Consider the following 23,663-nt stretch of genomic DNA (forward strand, 5'->3'; position numbering starts at 1 on the left):
CCCGGAATCCGGGCTCTCCTTTTATCAGTGCGAGCGGCGCAGGCTCAGCCCGGCGCCGCTCTATATGCCCGGCGAAACTCAGTCGATGCGCTTGGCCGACTTGATGATCACAGGGTCGACAGGCACGTTCTGCATGCCGCTTTTGGTGGTGGTCTGCGAGTTGACGATGACGTCTACGACATCCATGCCCTTGACCACTTTGGCGAACACGGCGTAACCGGCGTCACGGCCCGGATCGAGGAATGCGTTGTCGGCAACGTTGATGAAGAACTGGCTGGTCGCCGAATCAGGGTTGGAAGTACGCGCCATCGACAGGGTGCCGCGAACGTTGTGCAGGCCATTGCTGGCTTCGTTCTTGATCGGCGCCTTGGTGTCTTTCTGTTGCATCTGCTGGGTGAAGCCGCCGCCCTGAGCCATGAAGCCCGGGATCACGCGGTGGAAAATGGTGTTGTTGTAGAAACCGCTGTCGACGTATTCAAGGAAGTTCTTCGTGCTGATCGGTGCCTTGACCGGGTCCAGTTCGATTTCGATCTGGCCGTTGGTGGTGTCCAGCAGCACGTGGGGGGCCTTGGCCGGGGTAGCAGCCATCAGGTTGGCGGCAAACAGTACGGAGCCGGCGGCGAGGGCGAGTTTTTTCAGCATGGGTCAGTGATCCTGAGAGTGAAGGTCGGCTGTGGCGAGAAAATCCAGCAGCGTGTGATTGAAGCGTTCGGGTTGATCGAGCGGGGTGGCATGGCGCGAGTCGTCAATGACCACCAGCCGCGCATCCGGCAGCAGTTTTACATAGGTTTCTTTTAACGCCACCGGTGTGTAATCACGGTCGGCGCTGATGACGAGCGTTGGACAGGACACCCGGGAAAGTCGTTCCTGAACGCCCCAGCCCACGATCGCATCGAAGCTGGCGAGATAAGCACGTTTGTCGTTTTTTGCCCAGCGTTCGGCCATTTTCCGTCGCAGATCGGCCTGTTCCGGCTTGGGGAAAAGTTTGCTGCCGAGGGCTTTGCCGATGGTTTCCAGGCTGAGCAGGCGCATCAGGCTCCAGCGTTTGAACCACTGCCAGTAGTCGTCGCGGGTGCGCAATTTGACTTGTGGCGCGCTGTTGACGATGGTCAGGCTCTTGAGCGCCTGCGGCTGATCGACGGCCAGCTGAAAACCGATCATCCCGCCCATCGACAGCCCGACGTAGTGCACCGGGCCGAGGCGCAGGTGCTCGATCAAGGCCAGCAGGTCGGCGCTGAACCCGGCAATGCTGTAGCGCTCGCGGGGTTTGTCCGAGCGCCCGTGGCCGCGAATGTCCGGGACGATCACCCGGTAGTGCGCGGCCAGCGCCGGGATCTGCATTTCCCAGTCCAGTGTGCTCGAGCCGAACCCGTGGACCAGCAGCAGCGGCGCACCGTGGCCATATTCCTCGTAGTGCAGGTTGCAACCTTCGTGCTCGAAATACGCCATCGGTGAACTCCGTGTCAGGCTTGTTCAGGTGCGGCGAACGGTGCGTCCAGCGGCAAGGTGTCGAAGGTGCGCAGCAGTTCGATGAGGATCTGCGTGGCCGGGCCCAGGGGTTTGTCCTTGTTCGAATACAGATAGAAGCTCGAATTGCGGCTGCCGCCTCGATCCAACGGTAGCAGCTTGAGCGAACCATCCTTCAATTCGCGGTCGATCATGTGTCGCGGTAGCCAGGCAAAACCCAGGCCGCTGCTGACAAAGGTCGCGGCGGTGGCAAGGCTGCCGACGGTCCAGCGCTGCTCGGCGCCGAGCCAGCCGACATCGCGCGGCTGCTGGCGGCCGGAGTCGCGGATCACCACTTGCATCTGGGTTTCCAGATCCTGAAAGCTCAGCTCGCGATTGAGCCGATGCAGCGGATGATCAGGATGGGCGACGGCGACGAATTCGACGTCGCTCAACTCCGCGCCGAGGTAGCCCGGAATGCTCAGGCCGGTGATCGCCAGATCCGCGACGCCTTCGAGCAGCACTTCCTCGACCCCCGACAACACTTCCTCGCGCAGACGAACGCGGCAGCCGCGACTCTGCGGCATGAACGCGGTCAGCGCGCGGACGATCCGCGCGCTCGGGTAGGCCGCATCCACCACCAGCCGCACTTCCGCTTCCCAGCCTTGCTCCATGTGATGGGCGAGGTCTTCGAGTTGGCTGGCCTGTTTGACCAATTGCCGCGAACGGCGCAACAACACGCCGCCGGCCTCGGTGAGCACAGCTTTGCGCCCGTCGATGCGCAGCAACGGCACGCCGAGCTGATCCTGCATGCGGGCGACGGTGTAGCTCACCGACGATTGCGAACGGTGCAGGGCCTCGGCGGCCTGGGCGAATCCGCCGTGGTCGACCACGGCCTGCAACGTTCGCCATTGATCAAGGGTCACGCGGGGCGCTTTCATCAATAGCTCCTCTTGTCCTAAGCTGGCCGTCCCTCATGGAGACTGCCGAATGAAAAAATTCTGTTGTGTGGTGCTGGCGCTGCTGCCGTTGACCGCGTTTGCCTATCCGATCGATGTGCAAAAGGATCTCAACGGCATGAAGATCGACTACGAGACTTACGACACGGACAACGACATAGGCTCGATCCGCGTGGCCAATTACGGTGACGTCGATGCGACCTGCCGTGCGGTGTTCAGCAACGGCCCGGAAGCACCGCGCACGCGCAGCATCGATGTCCCGGCCGGCAAGCATAAAAACGCCACGGCCAAGTTCACCCGCGAGATCATCAAGCTGCGCATCAAACTGACCTGCACCCCGAAATAACGCTATTACCCTGTGGGAGCGAGCCTGCTCGCGAAGACGGAGTGTCATCCAGAGATGATGTGACTGACATTCCGCTTTCGCGAGCAGGCTCGCTCCCACAGGGGATATGGGTTTAGCTTATAAACGAATTTATCGATGGATTACAGCGGATATTTGCGCTTTTTCATCGATTCAACTCTGTTTAACCTTCACTCCATCGACTTACAACATTCTCGGATGGAGGCTACACACCATGTCCCGCGTTCTGATCATCGAAAGCAGTGCCCGCCAGCAAGATTCGGTTTCCCGTCAACTGACCCAGACCTTCATCGCTCAGTGGAAAGCCGCGCACCCTGCCGATCAGATCGCCGTGCGTGACCTCGCCGCGAACCCGGTGCCGCACCTGGACGCCAACTTGCTGGGCGGCTGGATGAAGCCCACCGAGCAGCGCAACGACAGCGAACAGGCGTCGCTGGACCGCTCCAACCAATTGACTGATGAGCTGCTCGCCGCCGACGTGCTGGTGATGGCTGCACCGATGTACAACTTTGCGATCCCGAGCACGCTCAAGGCCTGGCTTGACCATGTGCTGCGTGCGGGGGTGACCTTCAAGTACACCGAAACCGGCCCGCAAGGTCTGCTCAGCGGCAAGCGCGCCTTTGTCCTGACCGCTCGCGGTGGCGTGTATGCCGGTGGCCCGGCGGATCATCAGGAACCGTACTTGCGGCAGGTGATGGGTTTCATCGGGATCAACGACGTGACCTTTATCCATGCTGAGGGCATGAACCTGGGCGGTGACTTCCAGGAGAAGGGCCTGAATCAGGCCAACGCCAAATTGTCTCAGGTCGCTTGATCGGTTAATCGCCAGATAATCGCCGATTGTTTAAGTGACCTGGCGCAACCCCTTCAAGGTTCCACGCGCATCGAACCTCCCTTTGCACTTTTGCTCCTGAGTGCTGTAGCCCGATTGAACGCTTTAGCGAGATCGGGCTTTTTTTTGTCTGGGTTTTCTTGGCGGCCTTTGGGCCGACCAGGCTCTTGGGGTTTTGGGTGAATATCCGTTACTGCGGTGTTGCGGCTGGCGGTTCCGCTCTTACAGCGGGTCACTTTGGCAAACGCTCCAAAGTAACCAAAGGTCTGTGCCCCAACGTTCGGCCCGCTCGATGGGGCTCGGGGTTCCTTCGCTGCGGGATCGATCCCTCCGCTCAGCCTGCCGACGGGGCGGGTGGATCAAGATCAAGAGCGGTACTCGAGCTTGCGCTCATTGTGTTGAGCGGTGGAGGGCCGGTTTTTGGCTTCTTTGGATTCGATGCGGTATTTCATGTCGGCGTAGCTTGCCCAACCACCTCGGTCAGTCCCCTCTCCCTCCGGGAGAGGGCTAGGGTGAGGGGCTTTTGATTCCGGCGCCGTTTGCTGTTGGAGCCCATCCGAAAAACCGCTATCGTCGCCGCCATTCGATTTTCGAGGCGAGCATGGGCTATCTACTTTTTGTCACGCTGATCCAGGCGTTTTCCTTCAGTCTGATCGGCGAATACCTGGCTGGGCATGTCGACAGTTACTTTGCGGTGCTGGTCCGTGTGGTGTTGGCCGGGCTGGTGTTTATTCCGTTGACGCGCTGGCGTTCGGTGGAGCCGGCGTTCATGCGTGGCATGTTGCTCATCGGCGCGTTGCAGTTCGGGGTGACTTACGTCTGCCTGTACCTGAGCTTCCGCGTGCTGACGGTGCCGGAGGTGTTGCTGTTCACCATTCTCACGCCGCTGCACGTGACGTTGATCGAAGACGCGCTGAACCGCCGCTTCAACCCGTGGGCGTTGATTGCTGCGCTGGTAGCAGTCGGGGGTGCGGCGGTGATTCGCTTCGACAGCATCAGTCCCGACTTCTTCATGGGCTTCCTGCTGCTGCAACTGGCCAACTTCACTTATGCCGCCGGGCAGGTCCTGTACAAGCATCTGGTGGCGAAGCATCCGAGTGACCTGCCGCATTACCGCCGTTTCGGTTATTTCTACCTCGGTGCATTGGCGGTTGTGCTGCCAGCGTTCCTGTTGTTCGGCAAGTCGAACTTCCTGCCGGAAGCGCCGTTGCAATGGGGCGTGTTGCTGTTTCTCGGTCTGGTCTCGACTGCATTGGGTCTGTACTGGTGGAACAAGGGCGCGTGCATGGTCAACGGCGGAACACTGGCGGTGATGAACAACCTGCACGTGCCGGTGGGGTTGCTGTTGAATCTGCTGATCTGGAATCAGCATGAGGAACTGGGGCGGTTGTTCCTTGGCGGGGGTGTGATTCTGGCAGCGGTGTGGATCAGTCGGTTGGGCATTAAACGCACTGCGTAACCCGTGCAGGAGCTGCCGAAGGCTGCGATCTTTTGATCTTGAACATCAGAAGATCGCAGCCTTCGGCAGCTCCTACATGTGATCAGTAAGTTACATCAGGTGTTTTTCCGGCTCCGGAGTACTCGCCGAGCCCAACACCGCCGGCAGCAACCCTGGACGCAAATCCCCACCACTCGGCTGCTGATACAAACTCAGCCCGAACTCCGGCAACACCGCCAGCAGGTAATCGAAAATATCCCCCTGAATCCGCTCGTAATCGGCCCACACCGTGGTGCGGGTGAAGCAGTAGATTTCCAGCGGAATGCCCTGCGCGGTGGTCTGCATCTGCCGGACCATGCAGGTCATGTTCGGCTGAATCTCCGGGTGACTCTTCAGATACGCCAGCGCATAGGCGCGGAAGGTGCCGATATTGGTCATGCGGCGGCGGTTGGCCGACATCGCCGCGACATTGCCCTGGGCTTCGTTCCAGGCCTTGAGCTCGGCTTTCTTGCGGCCCATATAGTCGGTCAGCAGGTGCACCTGCGAAAGCTTTTCTTCCTCGTCGTCGCGGATGAAGCGCACGCCGCTGGCATCGATGAACAGGCTGCGCTTGATCCGCCGACCGCCGGACTGCTGCATGCCGCGCCAGTTCTTGAACGACTCGGACATCAGCCGCCAGGTCGGGATCGAGACGATCGTCTTGTCGAAGTTCTGCACTTTGACCGTGTGCAACGTGATGTCGACCACGTCGCCATCGGCGCCGACTTGTGGCATCTCGATCCAGTCGCCGACCCGCAGCATGTCGTTGCTGGTCAGCTGCACGCTGGCGACGAACGACAGCAGCGTGTCCTTGTAGACCAACAGAATCACCGCCGACATCGCACCCAGGCCCGACAACAGCAACAGCGGCGAGCGGTCGATCAGGGTGGCGACGATGATGATCGCGCCGAACACGTACAAAACCATTTTCGCCAGTTGCACGTAGCCTTTGATCGAGCGTGTACGCGCATGCTCGGTGCGCGCGTAGATGTCGAGCAGGGCGTTGAGCAGGGCGCTGACCGCCAGCAGCAGGAACAGAATGGTGAAGGCCAGCGCGACGTTGCCGAGGAAATTCATCGCGGTTTTGCTCAGCTCCGGCACCAGGTGCAGGCCGAACTGGATCACCAGCGACGGCGTCATCTGCGCCAGTCGTTGAAACACCTTGTTGTGGCGAAAGTCGTTGATCCAGTGCAGCGCCGGTTGGCGGCCGAGCATGCGACTGGCGTGCAGGATCAGGTAACGCGCCACTCGCCCGAGCACCAGCGCGATGACCAGCAGCACCAGCAGCGCCAGTCCCGATTGCAGAAGTGGGTGCTCTTCGAGCGTGCCCCAGAGGCCTTGGGCTTTGAGCCAGAGCTGTTTGATATCCATGAGCGAAACGTTTCTTCTGTAAGACGCGAGGGCCGATTAGAGCATTTAAGACGCTGTGTATTGCAGCGAGTGACAAATCGGGCAACAAAAAAACCACTGATTGTCGGCGTTTGCACAAAGAAACTCGGCCTGAGCGCTCGAAACCGGTAACCTATGCAGCTGTTTTTTTGCATATCTTCGAGGTAGCACCCGTGTTTTCCCAATTCGCCCTGCACGAACGCCTGCTCAAAGCCGTGGCCGAGCTGAAATTTGTCGAGCCAACGCCAGTGCAAGCCGCGGCCATCCCGCTGGCGCTCCAGGGGCGTGATCTGCGGGTGACGGCGCAAACCGGCAGCGGCAAAACCGCCGCTTTCGTCCTGCCGATCCTCAATCGCCTGATCGGCCCGGCGAAGATCCGCGTCAGCATCAAGACGCTGATCCTGCTGCCAACCCGTGAGCTGGCCCAGCAGACTTTGAAGGAAGTCGAACGCTTCTCGCAGTTCACCTTCATCAAGTCCGGCCTGATCACTGGCGGCGAAGACTTCAAAGTCCAGGCCGCCATGCTGCGCAAAGTGCCAGACATCCTCATCGGCACCCCGGGGCGGATGATCGAGCAGCTCAACGCCGGCAACCTCGACCTGAAAGAAGTCGAAGTGCTGGTGCTCGACGAAGCCGACCGCATGCTCGACATGGGTTTCGCCGAAGACGTGCAGCGTCTGGTCGATGAGTGCCCGAACCGTCAGCAGACCATGCTGTTCTCCGCGACCACCGGCGGTTCCGGTTTGCGCGAAATGATCGCCAAGGTCCTGAACAACCCGGAGCACCTGCAGCTCAACGCGGTCAGCCAGCTCAACTCGACGACTCGTCAGCAAATCATCACCGCCGACCACAATCAGCACAAAGAGCAGATTGTGAACTGGCTGTTGGCCAACGAGACCTACCAGAAGGCCATCGTCTTCACCAACACTCGCGCCATGGCCGACCGCATCTACGGCCGCCTCGTGGCCCAAGAATACAAGGCGTTTGTGCTGCACGGCGAGAAAGACCAGAAGGATCGCAAACTGGCGATCGATCGACTGAAACAGGGCGGCGTAAAGATCCTCGTCGCGACTGACGTTGCGGCCCGTGGTCTGGACGTCGACGGTCTGGATCTGGTGATCAACTTCGACATGCCACGCAGCGGCGACGAGTACGTGCACCGCATCGGTCGTACCGGCCGCGCCGGCAACGATGGCCTGGCGATCTCGCTGATCTGCCACGGCGACTGGAACCTGATGTCGAGCATCGAGCGCTACCTGAAGCAAAGCTTCGAGCGCCGCACCATCAAGGAAGTCAAAGGCACCTACGGCGGACCGAAAAAGGTCAAGGCCTCGGGCAAAGCCGTCGGCGTGAAGAAGAAAAAGACCGACGCCAAGGGCGACAAGAAGAAAACCGCCGCCAAGACGCCGACCAAGCGCAAGAGCGTCAACCGTCCAAAGCCGGATTCCTTGGTCAGCAGCGACGGCATGGCCCCGCTCAAGCGTCGCAAGCCAGCCGAGCCTGCGGCTGAGTAAGCTATAGAACGCGCATAAAAAAAACCGGACAATGTCCGGTTTTTTTTCGTCCTCAACTGTCGGCTTTTTTCTCTGCCGCCCCCAGTTCCTTCAGACGCTGATCGATCAACTGGCACTTGTCCGGCAGATCCGCACTGGCCGTGCCCAGATCCATTTTTTGCAGCTCGGCGTTAATCTCCTTGGCTTTTTCCGGATTCTGCTCGGTGAGCTTTGAGACTTCCTTGGCCAATTTTTCGCGTTTGATCGTCGCCTCTTCCGGCGTGCAAGCCCAGACGGGCAGGGCGCAGGCGAGAGTGGCGGCGAGGGAGAGCTTGATCAGGATTTTCATGGGCAGGCCTCAGTTCCGGTTAAGGCAGACAAGCGGTTGAGGGCTGAAGCCTGGCAAAAGTTCAGAAACTGTGGAGACACGGTTGCGCTCAATCGGCATGGCAGCAGCCTGACATCGTCGCACCGTCATACCGATCATGATGTCGCACCCATTCCATGATCTCGTCTTCATTCCTGCCCTTGGGCGTCAGATCAAGGTAGTGGTAAGCGCCGACCAGCATGTCCAGACCGCGTGCGTACGTTGAATAGGTGTGAAAAATCTCGCCTTCGTCATTGCGATAAAACACGCTCAGCCCCGGCATTTCTTCCTCGGCGCTGTCGGTTTTTTCGTAATTGTAGGTAGCCTTGCCCTCGGCGACATCTTCAGCCCGGGCGCAGACGCCGAAGTCGTAATTGAAATCGCAACCTTCTGACGAAACCCAGTCGAATTTCCAGCCCATGCGTTGTTTGAACGCCTGAAACTCGTTGAACGGCGCGTGGGAAACTGCAACCACCGCGACGTCGTGGTGGGCCAGGTGCTGGTTGGCGCCATCAATGTGGTCACTGAGGAACGAGCAGCCCTGGCAGCCTTGCTCCCAGTCTTTGGCAAACATGAAGTGATAGATGACCAACTGGCTGTTGTTGCCGAACAGGTCATTGAGCTTCAGTTCGCCGTTCGGACCTTGGAAGTGATAGTCCTTGTCGACTTTCACCCACGGCAGGGCGCGGCGCTCGGCGCTGAGGCGATCGCGTTCTCGGGTGAAGGCTTTTTCGCGGGCCAGATGCTGTTGACGGGCGGCGAGCCATTCTTCGCGTGATACCACCGGATGGTTTGTAACGCTCATGACCATGTCTCCTGCGGGTTGAACCGGCTGTTTCAGACTAGTCGTTTAACCAGGGAGAGAATCGACAGACCGCCGGTCGGTCGCCGCGAAGATATGCGGCTGAACGGCTGCGCAGCGCTTGGGTCACAACCTTTGAAAGCGGCACAAATCACCCGCACCGGAGGTTGAACCAGGATGACAACTTATAACTGGGATTTGATTGAACGTTTGCTGCATGAAGTGCAGAACAGCGCTGGACAGAGCTTCGCTCCCCGCGCTTATGCCGAAGCCTACGCGGCCGAGAAAGCCAGCGCCGGCGAGCCGATCGAGAATCTCGACCATTTGAAAACGCTGGCCTGTGAGTATGAAAGTCTGCTGCTTGACCGTGGTTATATCGAGCCGCGTCCGGATCATGAAGGCAGTACCGGCAACAATTTCATTCTGACGCAGCGCGGTTCCAGCCTGTTGAGCCTGATCGACAGCAGCATCCCCGGCAACGATCATCCGCGTCAGGTGCTGGATGAGCAGGAGGATGCGCTGGATGAGGTGACATTTGATGAAGTCGCTTCAAAGGCTCAAATCGCCTGAGCCAGCGAAATCCCCCTGTGGGAGCGAGCCTGCTCGCGAATACGGTCTGTCAGTGACATTGAGCTGTCTGATACACCGTTTTCGCGAGCAGGCTCGCTCCCACATTGGATTCCAGTAATCTCAAGGTTTCTGCGCGGCCTTCAGGCATTTCAGGTCATTGAAGTCCTTACGCACTTTCTCGATTTTCTTCAACAACCGCTCACGCTGTTGCGGCGTGCTCTGCGCCATCAGATCGACAAACAGCGAGCGTGCCTGGGCTTCAGTGTTGGCGTAGGCCTCGCGGTAGTCCGCTGTCCACAACCGCTCGCGGTTGACTAGAAGTGTCTCGATGCGTTGTGGGAATTCCGGGCTTTGGCGTTGCGCAACGGCGGCACTGAACTGTTGCTGCCAGTGCGCGCGGTTGGCGATCCATTGAGTGTTCTGGTCGCCCAAGGCGTTGGTCCAGGCCGCGACGCGTTGTTTCTGTGTGTCGCTGAGCGGACCCAGCCAGTCGTTCAGGCGTTTTTCCATGCGCTCGCCGCGTTCCTTGATCTGTTGGGCCAACGGCGGTTTCACGTATTCCTGCTGACGTTTGCGCAAATCCTTGGCAAACGCGTCGTTCATTTCTGCGACCTGTTTATCGTCCAGGCCCTGCAGCAACTCAATGGCCGAAGGGGTGATTTCCCGGGCGGTTTCGGCAATGGCCTGCTTGGCTTCGGCGGTGCGCTCCTGCAGGGCGACGTCGGTGACCTGATTGCTTTCAACCATGGCCTGCAAACGGTCCAGCCAGTCGAGGTAATCGGGTAACTGCGTGGTGCAATGCCAGCTCAGGTGTTCTTTGAGCCGGTCGTTGAACCAGTCTTTCTGCTCGCCGTTCATGTCCACGTAGTCACTTAGCGACCATGGAATAATCACGTCGAGGTTGCGGTAGGCAAGGCCCACGCGGCTGCAAGCGCCGAGGGCGAGAGTGAAGATGAGCAGGGCGGCAATCTGTTTGAACCAGCGAGACATGGGCAAATCCTTGCGAGAGCCTGGCGTCGGAAATCTGATTCTTATGTGATGCAGGATGCGCGCGGCAGTTCAGCCGATCAATAGAACGTGCGTACAGCCTTGAGGGTGACGAGGCCGTCGCACTCGCTGTTGTGCCCGGAATAGGCCGAGCAATCGCTGCCGCTGAGGCTGGAATTGCTGTAGATCAGATCGAGATCGACACCCATGAATGGTCGCGACAGCTTCACCGACCAATCGGTGAAACTGCTGACATAACCACCGTCCACCGCCACCGGTGTGTTCAGTTGATGGGTGGTGTATTTCATGCTCACGCCGATGCCGAACGGCTGATTGCCAGTGAGGTCGGCAAACAAGGTGTTGTTCTGTTTATCCGGGTCGTTGCTCAGGGCAATGCCGAAGCGACTGCCGAGCAGAGTCAGGCCACCAAACAGCTCCTGGCTGTCGAGGGTGTCCACGCGGGGATAGCTGTAATGGATCATCCCGACTTCATAGCCGAGCACCTGATCGAACGGCTGCTTGAAGCCGACGTAGGAATCGATCTCGAGGTTCTTGCCCGGGCTGATGCCCATGCTCGGCGCGTACTGGCCGAAATACACGCCGCTGTCGTGGCTCAGGTCGAGGCCGCCGTGAAACGAGCCGACCGCCGCCGGTTTGACCAGACCCTGGGCCATGCTGCGGCTGGGCGTGGTGCCGAGCTTGAGATCGAAGTCGCCCAGTTCACCCTGAAAAACCTGCGCGTGCGCGGTCGCGCCTGACAGCAGGCTGACGAACAATAAACAGGAAAATGGGCGCATGCGTCACTCCATGAACCGCGAGCGCAGGGCGAAGGCCTGCTGAAACGCTTGATCTAGACGCGTGCAAGGATACCGGCGAATAACCGGCATTGATGGCCGTTCGTCGATTTTTGAGGATTATTGTTTAAAGCGAAGGGGGATTGCGCGGTGCCAGTCCAGGCGCTTCGAAGCTCAAAGCGCCTCTGGACGGGGTAAAACCGGTGTTACTTCTTGCCCAGGCTGATCTGCTTGGACGGGCCGAATGTCTGGCCACTGACGCCTTTGGCAATTTGCTGGATCTCGCCGCCGGACTTGAGGAATGCTGCGATCTGATCGTTGATCGATTCGCTGGTTTCAACGGCTGGAGCTGGCTTTGCTTTGCTGGTGGATGCTTTTACACGCATGGCGGCCATTAACCTTTAGAAAAGTAACTCGGCCAGGCATCGTACAGGAATAACTTGACAATAGCTTGGTAAATATCCCCCGGAATAACCAACCGCAGCGCTGCATTATTGCCGGTTCGACACTATTAATGTTTCGCTAACTCCCTGTTTTAAATAAGAACATCGCGCGAGTGTGAGGCGATTGCGCACAGCCGCAAGCCGCCCGACCGGACTGACGAGCGGCACCTCACCGGGCAGTGATCAAGCAAAATCAACACGTTGAAGCAGATTTTCCGCTGCGTGGATCTGTCGCCCGACGTCTGCGGCAAAAACGGGTAGAATGCCGCCCACGTATTGAGGGTTTCGGAAATGGCTTTAGTCGGGCGTTACAACAGTTTGCAAGTGGTTAAACACACTAACTTCGGTTTATATCTGGACGGCGGTGCCGATGGCGAAATTCTTTTGCCCAACCGTTATATCCCCAAAGATATTCCCAGCGAAGATGAAGACTGGCTCAACGTATTCATCTATCTGGACAGCGAAGACAAACTTCTCGCCACCACGGAAAAACCCAAAGTTCAGGTCGGCGAGTTTGCCAGCCTGAAAGTGGTTGAAGTCAACAGCATCGGCGTGTTCCTCGACTGGGGGCTGCCGAAAGATCTGTTGCTGCCGTACTCGGAAGAAAAGCGCCAGATGACTGCTGGCGAATACTGCGTGGTGCACGTCTACCTCGACAAACACACGCGCCGCATCACCGCCACCGCGCGCCTCGATCGTTACCTGGACAAGACCCCGGCCACCTACAGCCTGGGCCAGGAAGTTGATCTGCTGGTTGCCGAAGCCACCGACATGGGCTTCAAGGCGATCATCAACAACAAGCACTGGGGCCTGATCCACAAGAACGAGATCTTCAAGTTCATGCGTTCGGGCATGCGCGAGAAAGGCTTCATCAAGGAGGTGCGCGCCGACGGCAAGATCAGCCTGAGCCTGCAACCGGTTGGCCAGGAAGCGGCGAGCAGCCTGAGTTCGAAGATCCTCGGCAAGCTGCGCGAAAACGACGGCACCCTGGCGGTCAGTGACAAGAGTGATCCGGCACTGATCAGCAGCCTGTTCGGCGTCAGCAAGGGTAACTTCAAGAAAGCCATCGGCTCGCTGTACAAGGAAGGCAAGATCGTCATTCACGCCGATCGCATTGAACTAACCTGACTCACCGCAGGCCCATGTAGAAGCTGCCGAAGGCTGCGATCTTTTGATCTTGAAAATCGGCGGCTCCCACATCTAAAGAGGTGAGCCAATGAAAAAGGCGCTGATCGCATACGTCTCGACGCTACTGACGTTTCTGCTGCTCGATGGGATCTGGCTCGGGCTGCTGATGGCGCCGACCTATCGCGAACTGCTCGGTTCGCTGATGCTGGATAAACCGCTGCTGTTGCCCGCAGCGGTTTTTTATTGCCTGTACGTTATTGGCTGCGTGGTATTCGTGGTCTTGCCGGCGCTGAGCTGGCAGCGAGCGGCGAAGCTTGGTGCGCTGTTTGGGCTGGTGGCGTACGGCACTTATGACCTGACCAATTGGGCGACATTGCGCGACTGGTCGGTGCAGGTGAGTTTGATGGATTGGGCGTGGGGGACAGTGGCGACGGCCGTTGCTTGCACGGTGGGTTATTTGGTGGCGAAGCGGTTTGCCTGAGCTGCTCCGGCAGTTGTGTTGGCAATGCTGCCTCTTCGCGAGCAGGCTCGCTCCCACATGTTCACCGAACCCTCTGTGGGAGCGGGCTTGCCCGCGAATGACGGCGCAGCCGTCAACCATTCAGCGCTGACGCCACTGACCAAATAAAGGTCTTTTCCAGACGGCTTTTTCCGCGCATCTGATTGATAATCCCCGACACTGTTTTCTGACCATTGGATGGCCTGCCATGTTGTGTGTGTTCGAGGTGTTGCGGTGAGTGCCGAGCGGCGCAATGCCGACGGTTTTGCCCTGCAAGTGATGATCGGCCTGTGCCTGATCTGGGGTGTGCAGCAAGTCCTGATCAAGTGGGCGGCGACTGACATCGCGCCGGTCATGCAAGCGGCAGGGCGTTCAGGAATCTCGGCTTTGTTGGTCGGTTTGCTGATCTGCTGGAAGGGCGGCTGGGATCAGGTCGGCAGCACCTGGCGCGGCGGTTTGCTGGCCGGTGCGCTGTTTGGTCTGGAATTCCTGTTCATCGCCGAAGGCCTGCAACTGACCACCGCCGCGCACATGTCGGTGTTCCTCTATACCGCGCCGATCTTCACCGCACTCGGCGTGCATTTCCTGCTGGCCAGCGAGCGTTTGCGACCGCTGCAATGGCTGGGGATTCTGCTGGCGTTCATCGGCATTGCGATTGCCTTCGCTGGCGGTGTGTCGTGGGACAACCTTGATCGGCGCATGCTGCTGGGCGATGCCTTCGGCGTATTGGCCGGCGCTTGTTGGGGCGCGACCACCGTGGTGGTGCGGGCCTCGCGACTGTCGGAAGCGCCGGTGACATTGACCCTGTTCTATCAGTTGCTGGTCGGTTTCATCGGCCTGCTGTTGATCGCGTTGTTCAGCGGCCAGATCACCCACGTCAGCCTGACCACCGTGGCGGTGGCCAGTGTGCTGTTCCAGGGCCTGGTGGTGTCGTTCTTCAGTTACCTGGTGTGGTTCTGGCTGCTGCGCCGTTATCTGGCGGCCAACCTTGCGGTGTTTTCGTTCATGACGCCGTTGTTCGGCGTGACCTTCGGCGTGCTGCTGCTCGGCGAACAGTTGAGCCTGAACTTCGTCATCGGCGCCGTGCTGGTGCTGCTCGGCATCACTTTCGTCAGCGCCGAACAGTGGCTGCGTCGGCGTTTGCGCAAGGCGCTGGGCCAGTAGCCTTGGGCTGCATCGCCAGCGCGCCGGCCAGCAACAGGCCGGCACCGGCGATCAGCAGCGCCGGCTGCAAACCGCCGCTGAAATGGCTGCTCAGCGCCGCCAGCAGCGGGCCGCTGAGCTGGCCGACGGCGAAGCACGCCGTGAGCATCCCGGCGTTGCGCTGAGTGGCGTGGGGCGCCAGCTCTCGCGAACGCTGCATGACCAGTTGCATGCAGGCCAGAAACGGCGTGCCGCAGAGGATCACCCCCAACGCCAGGCCGAGGCCGCTGCCCTGCAGACAGGCGAACACTCCGGCCGCTTGCAGCCACAGCGTCGCCATCAGCCAGTGCCGCGTGGTCTCGGGATCATGTCGGCGCAGACTCACCAACCACACACCGATCGCCGCGCCGAGGCCAAAGCACGGCCAAAACAGATCCGCCTGCCACTGGCCATGAAACTGCGCGTTGGCCATCTGCGACAGGAACGTTGCCGGAATGATGTAGCCGATGCCGTAAAACGCATACACCAGCGCCAGCCGGGCAATGCCGCGATTCGCTGGGTTCACATGGGGTGGCGCTGGCCTCGCTACCACCGTGGGCTGCGGCAACAACCGCCAGACGCCGAGCATCATCAGCAACGCGGCGGCCGCGTAAATCAGCCACAGAGTTGCCGATGTCTGCTGCAAGCGATGTGAGACCAGCGCCAGCAAGCCTGTGAGAAAAATCCCCAGACCCGGCCCGGCAAAAACCAGAGCACCCCAGCGCGCGCGACCCGCTGCCGCCGCCAGCGGTTGACTGAGCGAAGTAATCATCACCAGCACCCAGGCACTCGCCACCCCGGTGCCAAAGCGCAATAGCAGGTGCGACCAGAAACCGTTGGCCCAGAACGACGCCAGGGTCAGCAGCACGCACAGCCATAGCCCGCCATGCAGGCGACGCTGCACCTGCTGCGGCCGCTGGGCGAACATCGCATCCACGGCACCGAGCAGATAGCCGAAGTAGTTGGCCGCCGCGATCAGCCCGGCGGCGGTGAGGTCGATCTGCCCTTCGCTGAGCAGGTGCGGCATCTGTGGCGTCAGGGCGAAACGGCCAATGCCCATGGCCATCATCAGGGCAACGAAACAGGCGGATAAACGTATCAGCGGCGACATGGTCGGGCTTCCTTCAAGGCAGCAATGACCGTCAGGCTAGGATCGATTGACTTTCTTTAAAATTGAATAATAGTGAGTAACTTGTTCTGTTCAGGAGAAAGCAGTGGAATTCAGCCAACTGCGGATATTCCAGGCGGTCGCCGAGGAAGGCTCGATCACCCGCGCCGCCGAGCGCCTGCATCGTGTGCCGTCGAATCTGTCGACGCGCCTGAAACAGCTCGAGGAGCAACTGGGTGTCGAATTGTTCGTGCGCGAACGGCAGCGTTTGCAGTTGTCGCCGGCGGGCAAGGTGCTGCTCGACTACACCGGCAAACTCTTCGCTCTGCGCGATCAGGCCAGTGCGGCGGTGATGGGCGGGCAACCGGCCGGGGATTTCGTGCTGGGCACCATGTACAGCACGGCGGCGATCCATCTGCCGGCGCTGCTGGCGCGTTATCACAAGCAATACCCGACAGTGAATTTGCAGGTGCAATCGGCACCGACCGGCGAATTGCTCGAAGGTTTGCTCACCGGCCGCCTCGACGCGGCATTGGTCGACGGACCGCTGCAACTGGCCGGGCTCGATGGCGTGCCGCTGTGCGAGGAACGCCTTGTGCTGATCACCGAAATGGACCATCCACCGGTGCACAGCGCGCGCGACGTGGAAGGGCGTTCGGTATTCACCTTCCGTCAGGGCTGTTCCTATCGCATGCGCCTGGAGGCATGGTTCTCTCACTACCATGCCGCAATGGGCCGGCCGATGGAGATCGAGTCGTATCAGGGCATGCTCGCCTGTGTGATTGCCGGCAGTGGTGTGGCGTTGATGGCCGAGTCGATGCTCGCCAGCCTGCCGGGTCGCGAAAGCGTCGCGGTGCATCCGTTGGCCGAGCCGTTCGCGGGTGCGACAACATGGCTCATGTGGCGCAAGGGTATGGCCGGGGCCAACCTGAATGCCTGGATCGACGTGCAGCAAGCGGTCTATCCCGTGGCTTTGCATGAAGTGCGGGAAACCGCGTGAACCAATCGCAACAGATTCTGTTCAATTCAGTAACAGATCATTGCGGATTTGGCCGAGCATTGCGTAGGACTTCGGACTATTATCAGTGCGAAGCGGCCTCAGAATTCCGGCCGCTCAGCACCACCCTGAAGGGGGCATGACGATGAAAGAGAAAATCCAGAACTGGCTGCACGATTTGGGAGTTGCCCTCGGTTTGATCGAACCGCCTCTGCAACCGGTACCGATTCGCACGGACGACGAACAGCGTCGGCGCCAGCCACGTCGCCGTTAATACCTCCGATCAGAGATTTCAGGATCGCAGCCGTCGGCAGTTTCTACAAATGGTAGGAGCTGCCGAAGGCTGCGATCTTTTGCTTTTCGCCAAGCGAAAAAAACGGGTGTGGCCACCGACGCCACACCCGCTGAAGAAAACATCACCTCGTTACAGTCGATTCACACCGCAGTGGCCACGGTCGCCGGGCGCGGCGAGAACAGGCTGACCAGTACGAAGCTCACCAGGCTGACACCCAGGCTGTAATAGATCGGCGTGTTCGCGTCCATGCCGTCCTTGACCATGAACACCAGCGCAGTGACAAAGCCCAGCGTCATTGCGCTGATCGCCCCGGCAGTAGTCGCACGCTTCCAGAAAATCGCCCCCATCAGCGGAATCAGCATGCCGCCGACCAAAAGGTTGTAAGCCAGGGTCAACGCGCTGATCACGTCATTGACGACCAGAGCAATGCCCAACACCGCGATCCCCGTCAGCAGCGTAAACAGACGGCTGACCGCGACATTGGACTGTTTGCCACCGCGCAGTTTCGGCAGCAGGTCTTCGGTCAGGGTGGTGGACGCGGCGAGCAGGCCGGCGCTGGCGGTGGACATCATCGCCGCCAGTGCGGCAGCGATCACCAGGCCACGGATGCCGTCGGGCAGCGAGACTTTGACGATGGCGGCGAACGCGTTGTTGACGTTGTCCAGATCCGGAATCAGCACATGCGCAGCCATGCCGATCAAGGCGCAGACCAGACCGTAAATGATGCAGTAGATCCCGGCCGAGGTGCCTGCGTACTTGGCGACCTTTTCGCTTTTGGCGGTGAACACCCGCTGCCAGATGTCCTGGCCGATCAGGATGCCGAAGAAGTAGATCATGAAGTAGGTAATGATCGTGTCCCAGCCGATGCTGGTGAAGTTGAAGCTGGCCGCCGGCAGTTGCGCGACCAGTTGATCCCAGCCGCCTACGCGGTAAAGGCAGATCGGCAGCAGCAGGAACATCAGGCCCACCGTCTGGATGCCGAACTGGACGATGTCCGTCAGGGTCAGCGACCACATGCCGCCGATCGTTGAATAAGTCACCACGATACCGCCGCCCAGCAGTACGGAAATCCAGAAGGGCAGACCGAACAACACTTGCAGCACGGTGCCGATCGCCAGAATCGAGGTCACGCCGATCATCAGCGCGTAAGCGAGCATGATGGTCGCACTGGCGGTGCGCGCCATCGGGTTGTAGCGCTTCTCCAGGACCTGGGTGACGGTGAATACCTTGAGTTTCAGCAAGGGTTTGGCGAGGAACAGGTTCAGCGCGACGATGCCGCAGCCCAGTGCCGCGCACAGCCAAAAACCGGAAATTCCATGCACGTAGCCCAGACGCACAGTGCCGACGGTGGACGCGCCGCCGAGTACGGTTGCTGCCATGGTGCCCATGTACAGCGATGGTCCCAGATTGCGCCCGGCAACCAGATAGTCTTCGTGAGTCTTGGCCTTGCGCATGCCGTAGTAGCCGAGAATCAGCATCGCAGCGGCATAAATGAGTACGACGAATAAATCCAAAGCCATGATGGCGTGTCTCCGATTGTCTTTTTTATGGTCAAGCAAATGGGGTCTGCAAGGCTTCCTGTGGGAGCGAGCCTGCTCGCGAAGGCGGTCTGTCAGTCACACCAATGTTGGATGTGCTGAAGTCTTCGCGAGCAGGCTCGCTCCCACAGGGGATTCGTGTCAGGCGGCCTGACGCAGTTGAGGTTTTATTGCGGCTTCACTGCGCACATCCGTTGGCCCGAACACCTCCCGAGGTTCCGGGAACAGCTTGAGCAGCGTCAGATACACCACCGACGCCAGGCCCAATGTCACCGGTAAGCTGATGTCGATGCCACCAGCCAGTTCGCCCAGCGGGCCGACGAACTGTCCCGGCAGGTTGACGAAGCACAGGCCGACCAGCGCACTCGGAATCCATGCACCGAGACCGCGCCAGTTCCAGCCGTGGTTGAACCAGTAGCGTCCGCCCTGTTCACCGCGAGTGAACACTTGCAGGTCATCCGGGCAGTAGAAGCCGCGCCGTACCAGCAGGCCGATGATCATGATCACCATCCATGGGGTGGTGCAGGTGATGATCAGCACGGCGAAGGTCGACACGCTTTGCACCAGGTTCGCCGCAAACCGGCCGATGAAGATGAAGGCGATCGACAGCACGCCAATCAGCAAGGTCGCCTTGACCCGGGAGAGCACGCGCGGGAACACGCTGGACATGTCCAGCCCGGTGCCATACAGCGACGTGGTGCCGGTGGACATGCCGCCAATCACCGCAATCAGGCACACCGGCAGGAAGAACCAGCTCGGCGACACGGCCAGCAAGCCGCCGACATAGTTGTTCGCGGCGATGTAGTCCGGTGCCTTGATCGCGACGATGGTGGCGGTGGCGAGGCCGAACAGGAATGGGATCAACGTTGCCAGTTGCGCGGCGATCACCGCCAGCATGATCCGGCCCTTCGGCGTCTCACGCGGGATATAGCGCGACCAGTCGCCGAGGAACGCACCGAAGGAAATCGGGTTGCTCATCGCCACCAGCGCCGCGCCGATGAATGCCGCCCAGAATCCCGCCTGACCCAGCGCCACGCTGCCGGCGTACTGGCTGTCGAAAGCAGGGGCGAAGGCGAAGATGCCGAGCAGGAACAACAGGCTCGCGGCCCACACGGCGATGCGGTTGACCCACAGCATGATGCGGAAACCGTAGATGCACACGGTCAGCACCAGCAGCGCGAACAGACCGTAGGCCAGGCCCAGGGTCAGGTCGGTTTCCGGCAAATCGACGAGGCGTTTGGCGCCGCCGACCAGCGCGTCACCTGAGCTCCACACTGACAGCGAGAAGAACGCGATTGCCGTCAGCAACGATAGGAATGACCCGACAATCCGCCCGTGCACGCCGAAGTGCGCACCGGAAGACACGGCGTTATTGGTACCGTTGAGCGGGCCGAACAGGCCCATCGGTGCGAGGATCAGCGCACCGACCACCACACCCAGGACAATCGCCCAGACACCCGCCTGAAACGACAGGCCGAAGAGCACCGGGAAACTGCCGAGCACAGCGGTGGCAAACGTATTGGCGCCGCCGAAGATCAAGCGAAACAGGTCGCTGGGTCGGGCGTCGCGCTCATGATCCGGGATCTGTTCGACCCCGTTTGTTTCGATGCTGCTAAGGCTTTTTTCGTTGTTGTTGTTATTCATGATCTGCTCCGATCATCAGGCGCGCTCATCGTGCGTGAGCGTCACCATTGGCTAAGGGGGTGGCAGCCCTTCCGGCATTGCGGACAAATGTTCGTGACAGGCCAGCCATAGGCCTTGTTGTTCTACGCTCGACGCTTGTCTTCTGAAAACAATCGTCTCGCGCTCCTGGCTGAAATGTTGCTCCCCTTGCATGCGCAGCTCGGTGGCCACGTCATGGATGAAAACCGCCACGTCACCCTGCAGGCTGACAAAGGCGTTGCTCGAGGTGCACGACAGCACCTCGAAACCATCCTCGGCACGCCAGCGGTCCCACAACGCCTGATAGGCATCGCGCGACAGCAATGGCTGGTCGAGGGTGTAGAAGACGAAGCTGGCATCGGCGCTGAACGCCCCGAAGTAAGCTTCGCGATCGTTACGCGCAAACGCGGCGACCAACTCGGCGGCCGCGTGCAAAACCTGATCACGTGCGTGCATGACCGACCCTCAGCGATGAACCACGCCAGGCAGTACGCAGAGCATTTCGTACAGCAGGTTGGCGGCCAGCAGCGAGGTGTTGCCGGTGGTGTCGTAAGCGGGCGAGACTTCTACCAGATCGCAGCCGATCAGGTCGAGGCCCTGACAGCCACGGACGATTTCAATCGCTTGAATGGTGGTCAGGCCGCCGATTTCCGGGGTGCCGGTGCCGGGCGCCCAGGCCGGGTCGATGCCGTCGATGTCGAAACTCAGATACACCGGACCGCCACCGACCTTCTCGCGCACTTCGGCCATCAACGGCGCCAGCGACTTGTGCCAGCACTCTTCGGCTTGAACGACGCGGAAGCCCTGATCGCGGCTCCAGTTGAAGTCGTCGGCGGTGTAACCCTGGGCACGCAAACCGATCTGCACCACGCGATCGCAATCGAGCAGACCTTCTTCGACAGCGCGACGGAACGTGGTGCCGTGGGCGATCTTCTCGCCGAACATGTGATCGTTGACGTCAGCGTGGGCATCGATGTGCACCAGGCCTACCTTGCCGTGCTTCTTATGAATCGCACGCAGGATCGGCAGGGTGATGGTGTGGTCGCCACCCAGGGTCATCGGGATGACGTTGTGCTCGAGGATGTTGTCGTAGGCTTCTTCGATGATGCGCACGGCGTCGAGCAGGTTGAAGGTGTTGATCGCCACGTCACCGATGTCGGCCACCGACAGCGAGTCGAACGGCGCGGCGCCGGTGGCCATGTTGTACGGGCGGATCATCACCGATTCGGTGCGGATGTCGCGCGGCCCGAAGCGCGTGCCGGGGCGCAGCGAAGTGCCGATGTCCAGCGGCACGCCAACGAAGGCAGCGTCGAGGCCGGCTGCGGTCGGTACATGGGGAAGTCGGAGCATGGTGGCGATGCCGCCGAAGCGCGGCATTTCATTGCCGCCCAGTGGTTGGTGAAGAATCTTGTCCACGGGTAGGGCCTCATCGTCTTTGTTTTATTTATGCCGGCGCGCCGTTGAGCACAGGTTCGGACGCCGCTGTGGGGCCGATCATGCGAAATGTAGTGACGGGGAAGAATCGCTACGGGCAAAAACTTAGTTCAGATTTTTCTAAACTAATGGGAGAGGTGGGATTAGACTTTGGTGGGTTCGAATGAAGTGTAGGGCTGAAGATTGTTGCCCTCACCCCATCCCTCTCCCAGAGGGAGAGGGGGCCGACCGAGTTGTTGGCGGAATCTGCATCGACCTGAAAAATCGAGTCGAACTCAGGATTTGAAAGCCATGGAGATCGGCTCCCTCTCCCTCGGGGAGAGGGCTGGGGTGAGGGGCTTTTCCCACATACACACAGTTGCAAAGCCCGGAGTAGACATGGCCAACGCTTTACCCGACCTGAAACTCCTGCGCATCTTCGTCAGCGTCGTGCGCCATCAGGGTTTTGCCAACGCGCAGCAGGAACTCAACCTGTCGACCTCGGCGATCAGCACTTACATGAGCCAGCTCGAAACCGCGCTCGGTCTGGTGTTGTGCCATCGCGGGCGCGGTGGCTTCAGCCTGACCAGCAAGGGCGAGCTGTTCCATCAGGAAACCCTGCGCCTGCTCGCCGAGCTTGAAGGCTTCGAGCAATACGCCGCCGCGCTGAAGGGCGAACTGCGCGGCACGCTCAACCTTGGCGTGATCGATTCCACGGTCAGCGACAAGGCCCTGCCGTTTGCCGAAGCCATCGGCGCCTACAGCCAGGAACACCCGGCGGTGCATCTGCATCTGTCGGTGATGAGCCCTTATGAATTGCAACTCGGCGTGCAGGACAATCGCCTCGATCTGGCCATCGGTGCGTTTTCCACGCGCATGAGCGGTCTGGTCTACATGCCGCTGTACCGCGAGCAGCACTGGCTGTATTGCAGCAGTCGTCACCCGTTGTTCAACGAGCGGCGCATCCCCGAGCAGGTCATCACCCAGCAACGAATGGTCGGGCGCGGTTACTGGAGTCAGGCGGAACTGGCCCGCCACGGTTTCAAACACAGTGCCGCGACCGTGGAAAGTATGGAAGCGCAGCTGATTCTGGTGCTCTCCGGCGCCTACATCGGTTATCTGCCGGAGCACTACGCGCAGGCCTGGGCCGACAAGGGCGATCTGCGCGTTCTGCTGCCAGCGACCTTCGGTTATCAGGCGCCGTTTTCGATGATCATGCGCAGGGGCCGCAGCCGCGAGCCGCTGATCCAGACCTTCCGCGATTTGCTCAAAGCGCAGCTCAATCAGGCTTGAGAAAAAAATGTCCCGACCCCAATGCCCGCGCTGCCTTCGCCCCCAGACCCATTGCCTGTGCCCATTGATTCCGCACCTCGATAGCCGCACCCGGGTGTTGCTGCTGCAGCATCCGAGCGAGGTCAGTCACGCGCTCAATACCGCGCGGCTGGCGGCGCTGGGACTGAGCAATGCCGAGCTGATTGTCGGCGAGGTATTCGAAGATTTGCCGAAACTGTTGAACCGGCCGGGTTATCAGGCGCGCTTGCTGTTCCCGGCTGAGGATGCGCAGCCGCTGCAGGTCTACGCGCCAAATGATCAGCCAATGTTGCTGGTCGTCCCGGATGGAACATGGCGCAAGGCGCGCAAGATGTTGCACCTCAATCCGCTGCTGGCAGCACTGCCACGGGTGACCCTGACCGAGGGCGGCGTGTCGCGCTATCGCTTGCGCAAGGCACCGGGGCCGGGGGCGTTATCGACTATCGAGGCGATCGTGCAGGCGCTCGAAACCCTCGAAGCACCGACGACGTTTGCGCCGTTACTGAAACCGTTTGAAGCGCTGATCGAAGGGCAGATTGCGGCGATGGGGGAGGAGACCTTTCAGCGTAACCATGGCGACAAATGATCGTTCCCACGCTCTGCGTGG

At 60.0% G+C, this 23,663-nt stretch carries 26 protein-coding genes; 12 read left to right on the top strand and 14 right to left on the bottom strand.

Annotated elements, in window-relative coordinates:
• Positions 1-78: 78 nt before the first annotated feature.
• The 3 genes from CKW30_RS09695 to CKW30_RS09705 are packed head-to-tail and all read right to left on the bottom strand — an operon-like array spanning position 79 to position 2,387.
• A complete protein-coding gene (locus CKW30_RS09695; RefSeq protein WP_095180667.1) occupies positions 79-642 on the bottom strand; it encodes a peptidylprolyl isomerase in 564 nt (187 codons plus the stop codon).
• A gap of 3 nt (positions 643-645) precedes the next feature.
• Positions 646-1,449 (bottom strand): alpha/beta fold hydrolase, encoded by an 804-nt coding sequence (locus CKW30_RS09700; RefSeq protein WP_095180668.1) that lies wholly within the window; start codon positions 1,447-1,449, stop codon positions 646-648.
• A 14-nt stretch (positions 1,450-1,463) separates the two neighbouring features.
• A complete protein-coding gene (locus CKW30_RS09705) occupies positions 1,464-2,387 on the bottom strand; it encodes a LysR family transcriptional regulator (protein WP_016771199.1) in 924 nt (307 codons plus the stop codon).
• Positions 2,388-2,436: 49 nt separating this feature from the next.
• On the opposite strand from CKW30_RS09705, the gene CKW30_RS09710 reads away from it, so the two are divergent.
• The 3 genes from CKW30_RS09710 (at position 2,437) to CKW30_RS09720 (ending at position 5,060) form a co-directional block, all read left to right on the top strand.
• Positions 2,437-2,751 (top strand): hypothetical protein, encoded by a 315-nt coding sequence (locus tag CKW30_RS09710; RefSeq protein ID WP_016771198.1) that lies wholly within the window; start codon positions 2,437-2,439, stop codon positions 2,749-2,751.
• 232 nt (positions 2,752-2,983) lie between these two features.
• Positions 2,984-3,583: an FMN-dependent NADH-azoreductase gene (locus CKW30_RS09715; protein WP_095180669.1), complete on the top strand. Its 600-nt coding sequence runs from the start codon at positions 2,984-2,986 to the stop codon at positions 3,581-3,583.
• Positions 3,584-4,202: 619 nt separating this feature from the next.
• Positions 4,203-5,060 (top strand): carboxylate/amino acid/amine transporter, encoded by an 858-nt coding sequence (locus CKW30_RS09720; protein WP_041478821.1) that lies wholly within the window; start codon positions 4,203-4,205, stop codon positions 5,058-5,060.
• Between the two features lie 90 nt (positions 5,061-5,150).
• On the opposite strand, the gene CKW30_RS09725 is transcribed toward CKW30_RS09720, so the two are convergent.
• Entirely contained in the window at positions 5,151-6,449 is a 1,299-nt protein-coding gene (locus CKW30_RS09725) for a mechanosensitive ion channel family protein (RefSeq protein WP_095180670.1), read from the bottom strand.
• 191 nt (positions 6,450-6,640) lie between these two features.
• Between CKW30_RS09725 and CKW30_RS09730 the strand changes: the two genes are divergently transcribed.
• A complete protein-coding gene (locus tag CKW30_RS09730; protein WP_024012040.1) occupies positions 6,641-7,981 on the top strand; it encodes a DEAD/DEAH box helicase in 1,341 nt (446 codons plus the stop codon).
• Between the two features lie 52 nt (positions 7,982-8,033).
• Here CKW30_RS09730 and CKW30_RS09735 read toward each other — a convergent pair whose 3' ends face one another.
• The gene (locus tag CKW30_RS09735; RefSeq protein ID WP_095180671.1) at positions 8,034-8,309 is read right to left on the bottom strand and encodes a hypothetical protein; all 276 of its coding nucleotides are present in this window, start codon (positions 8,307-8,309) and stop codon (positions 8,034-8,036) included.
• A gap of 88 nt (positions 8,310-8,397) precedes the next feature.
• Entirely contained in the window at positions 8,398-9,132 is a 735-nt protein-coding gene (locus CKW30_RS09740; RefSeq protein WP_095180672.1) for a thioredoxin family protein, read from the bottom strand.
• Positions 9,133-9,306: 174 nt separating this feature from the next.
• Between CKW30_RS09740 and CKW30_RS09745 the strand changes: the two genes are divergently transcribed.
• Positions 9,307-9,699, top strand: a complete 393-nt coding sequence (locus tag CKW30_RS09745; RefSeq protein ID WP_095180673.1) for a transcriptional regulator — start codon at positions 9,307-9,309, stop codon at positions 9,697-9,699.
• A gap of 120 nt (positions 9,700-9,819) precedes the next feature.
• Here the strand turns inward: CKW30_RS09745 and CKW30_RS09750 are convergent, their stop codons facing one another.
• The 3 genes from CKW30_RS09750 to CKW30_RS09760 form a co-directional block, all read right to left on the bottom strand.
• A complete protein-coding gene (locus tag CKW30_RS09750) occupies positions 9,820-10,689 on the bottom strand; it encodes a DUF6279 family lipoprotein (RefSeq protein WP_095180674.1) in 870 nt (289 codons plus the stop codon).
• A gap of 77 nt (positions 10,690-10,766) precedes the next feature.
• A complete protein-coding gene (locus CKW30_RS09755) occupies positions 10,767-11,483 on the bottom strand; it encodes a TorF family putative porin (protein WP_095180675.1) in 717 nt (238 codons plus the stop codon).
• Positions 11,484-11,686: 203 nt separating this feature from the next.
• The gene (locus CKW30_RS09760; RefSeq protein WP_016985943.1) at positions 11,687-11,875 is read right to left on the bottom strand and encodes a hypothetical protein; all 189 of its coding nucleotides are present in this window, start codon (positions 11,873-11,875) and stop codon (positions 11,687-11,689) included.
• A gap of 339 nt (positions 11,876-12,214) precedes the next feature.
• Between CKW30_RS09760 and CKW30_RS09765 the strand changes: the two genes are divergently transcribed.
• The 3 genes from CKW30_RS09765 to CKW30_RS09775 all read left to right on the top strand — a co-directional run bounded on the left by CKW30_RS09765 (position 12,215) and on the right by CKW30_RS09775 (position 14,714).
• Complete coding sequence (locus CKW30_RS09765; protein WP_056783668.1) at positions 12,215-13,051, top strand: S1 RNA-binding domain-containing protein; 837 nt, start codon at positions 12,215-12,217, stop codon at positions 13,049-13,051.
• Positions 13,052-13,139: 88 nt separating this feature from the next.
• Positions 13,140-13,532, top strand: a complete 393-nt coding sequence (locus CKW30_RS09770; protein WP_095180676.1) for a DUF2177 family protein — start codon at positions 13,140-13,142, stop codon at positions 13,530-13,532.
• 252 nt (positions 13,533-13,784) lie between these two features.
• Positions 13,785-14,714, top strand: coding sequence for a DMT family transporter (locus CKW30_RS09775; protein ID WP_041478962.1), 930 nt, complete (start codon positions 13,785-13,787; stop codon positions 14,712-14,714).
• Here CKW30_RS09775 and CKW30_RS09780 read toward each other — a convergent pair.
• Positions 14,662-15,843, bottom strand: a complete 1,182-nt coding sequence (locus tag CKW30_RS09780; RefSeq protein ID WP_095180677.1) for an MFS transporter — start codon at positions 15,841-15,843, stop codon at positions 14,662-14,664. The two genes, CKW30_RS09775 and CKW30_RS09780, sit on opposite strands and share 53 nt — an antisense overlap.
• Before the next feature lie 103 nt (positions 15,844-15,946).
• Here CKW30_RS09780 and CKW30_RS09785 point away from each other — a divergent pair, with 103 nt between their 5' ends.
• Together CKW30_RS09785 and CKW30_RS27500 are read left to right on the top strand one after the other, a co-directional pair.
• Positions 15,947-16,840, top strand: coding sequence for a LysR family transcriptional regulator (locus CKW30_RS09785; protein ID WP_095180678.1), 894 nt, complete (start codon positions 15,947-15,949; stop codon positions 16,838-16,840).
• A 142-nt stretch (positions 16,841-16,982) separates the two neighbouring features.
• Positions 16,983-17,111, top strand: a complete 129-nt coding sequence (locus tag CKW30_RS27500) for a PA1414 family protein (protein WP_003184145.1) — start codon at positions 16,983-16,985, stop codon at positions 17,109-17,111.
• A gap of 161 nt (positions 17,112-17,272) precedes the next feature.
• On the opposite strand, the gene CKW30_RS09790 is transcribed toward CKW30_RS27500, so the two are convergent.
• The 4 genes from CKW30_RS09790 to speB all read right to left on the bottom strand — a co-directional run bounded on the left by CKW30_RS09790 (position 17,273) and on the right by speB (position 21,748).
• The gene (locus tag CKW30_RS09790) at positions 17,273-18,652 is read right to left on the bottom strand and encodes a sodium:solute symporter (RefSeq protein ID WP_041478965.1); all 1,380 of its coding nucleotides are present in this window, start codon (positions 18,650-18,652) and stop codon (positions 17,273-17,275) included.
• Between the two features lie 159 nt (positions 18,653-18,811).
• Positions 18,812-20,314, bottom strand: coding sequence for a cytosine permease (locus CKW30_RS09795; protein WP_095180679.1), 1,503 nt, complete (start codon positions 20,312-20,314; stop codon positions 18,812-18,814).
• Between the two features lie 51 nt (positions 20,315-20,365).
• Complete coding sequence (locus CKW30_RS09800; RefSeq protein WP_095180680.1) at positions 20,366-20,788, bottom strand: nuclear transport factor 2 family protein; 423 nt, start codon at positions 20,786-20,788, stop codon at positions 20,366-20,368.
• Between the two features lie 9 nt (positions 20,789-20,797).
• Entirely contained in the window at positions 20,798-21,748 is a 951-nt protein-coding gene (speB, locus tag CKW30_RS09805; protein ID WP_003222717.1) for an agmatinase, read from the bottom strand.
• A 396-nt stretch (positions 21,749-22,144) separates the two neighbouring features.
• Between speB and CKW30_RS09810 the strand changes: the two genes are divergently transcribed.
• Positions 22,145-23,038: a LysR family transcriptional regulator gene (locus CKW30_RS09810; RefSeq protein WP_095180681.1), complete on the top strand. Its 894-nt coding sequence runs from the start codon at positions 22,145-22,147 to the stop codon at positions 23,036-23,038.
• Between the two features lie 7 nt (positions 23,039-23,045).
• Positions 23,046-23,642, top strand: coding sequence for a tRNA-uridine aminocarboxypropyltransferase (locus tag CKW30_RS09815; RefSeq protein WP_095180682.1), 597 nt, complete (start codon positions 23,046-23,048; stop codon positions 23,640-23,642).
• Positions 23,643-23,663: the final 21 nt, after the last annotated feature.

The organism is Pseudomonas sp. Irchel 3F6 (genome assembly GCF_900187595.1).
Taxonomy (GTDB): Bacteria; Pseudomonadota; Gammaproteobacteria; order Pseudomonadales; family Pseudomonadaceae; genus Aquipseudomonas; species Aquipseudomonas siliginis.

Coding starts and splice junctions, on each gene's coding strand:
- CKW30_RS09695 (WP_095180667.1), bottom strand. CDS start 642: ATGCTGAAAAAACTCGCCCTCGCCGCCGGCTCCGTACTGTTTGCCGCC.
- CKW30_RS09700 (WP_095180668.1), bottom strand. CDS start 1,449: ATGGCGTATTTCGAGCACGAAGGTTGCAACCTGCACTACGAGGAATAT.
- CKW30_RS09705 (WP_016771199.1), bottom strand. CDS start 2,387: ATGAAAGCGCCCCGCGTGACCCTTGATCAATGGCGAACGTTGCAGGCC.
- CKW30_RS09710 (WP_016771198.1), top strand. CDS start 2,437: ATGAAAAAATTCTGTTGTGTGGTGCTGGCGCTGCTGCCGTTGACCGCG.
- CKW30_RS09715 (WP_095180669.1), top strand. CDS start 2,984: ATGTCCCGCGTTCTGATCATCGAAAGCAGTGCCCGCCAGCAAGATTCG.
- CKW30_RS09720 (WP_041478821.1), top strand. CDS start 4,203: ATGGGCTATCTACTTTTTGTCACGCTGATCCAGGCGTTTTCCTTCAGT.
- CKW30_RS09725 (WP_095180670.1), bottom strand. CDS start 6,449: ATGGATATCAAACAGCTCTGGCTCAAAGCCCAAGGCCTCTGGGGCACG.
- CKW30_RS09735 (WP_095180671.1), bottom strand. CDS start 8,309: ATGAAAATCCTGATCAAGCTCTCCCTCGCCGCCACTCTCGCCTGCGCC.
- CKW30_RS09740 (WP_095180672.1), bottom strand. CDS start 9,132: ATGAGCGTTACAAACCATCCGGTGGTATCACGCGAAGAATGGCTCGCC.
- CKW30_RS09745 (WP_095180673.1), top strand. CDS start 9,307: ATGACAACTTATAACTGGGATTTGATTGAACGTTTGCTGCATGAAGTG.
- CKW30_RS09750 (WP_095180674.1), bottom strand. CDS start 10,689: ATGTCTCGCTGGTTCAAACAGATTGCCGCCCTGCTCATCTTCACTCTC.
- CKW30_RS09755 (WP_095180675.1), bottom strand. CDS start 11,483: ATGCGCCCATTTTCCTGTTTATTGTTCGTCAGCCTGCTGTCAGGCGCG.
- CKW30_RS09760 (WP_016985943.1), bottom strand. CDS start 11,875: ATGGCCGCCATGCGTGTAAAAGCATCCACCAGCAAAGCAAAGCCAGCT.
- CKW30_RS09765 (WP_056783668.1), top strand. CDS start 12,215: ATGGCTTTAGTCGGGCGTTACAACAGTTTGCAAGTGGTTAAACACACT.
- CKW30_RS09770 (WP_095180676.1), top strand. CDS start 13,140: ATGAAAAAGGCGCTGATCGCATACGTCTCGACGCTACTGACGTTTCTG.
- CKW30_RS09780 (WP_095180677.1), bottom strand. CDS start 15,843: ATGTCGCCGCTGATACGTTTATCCGCCTGTTTCGTTGCCCTGATGATG.
- CKW30_RS27500 (WP_003184145.1), top strand. CDS start 16,983: ATGAAAGAGAAAATCCAGAACTGGCTGCACGATTTGGGAGTTGCCCTC.
- CKW30_RS09790 (WP_041478965.1), bottom strand. CDS start 18,652: ATGGCTTTGGATTTATTCGTCGTACTCATTTATGCCGCTGCGATGCTG.
- CKW30_RS09795 (WP_095180679.1), bottom strand. CDS start 20,314: ATGAATAACAACAACAACGAAAAAAGCCTTAGCAGCATCGAAACAAAC.
- CKW30_RS09800 (WP_095180680.1), bottom strand. CDS start 20,788: ATGCACGCACGTGATCAGGTTTTGCACGCGGCCGCCGAGTTGGTCGCC.
- CKW30_RS09810 (WP_095180681.1), top strand. CDS start 22,145: ATGGCCAACGCTTTACCCGACCTGAAACTCCTGCGCATCTTCGTCAGC.
- CKW30_RS09815 (WP_095180682.1), top strand. CDS start 23,046: ATGTCCCGACCCCAATGCCCGCGCTGCCTTCGCCCCCAGACCCATTGC.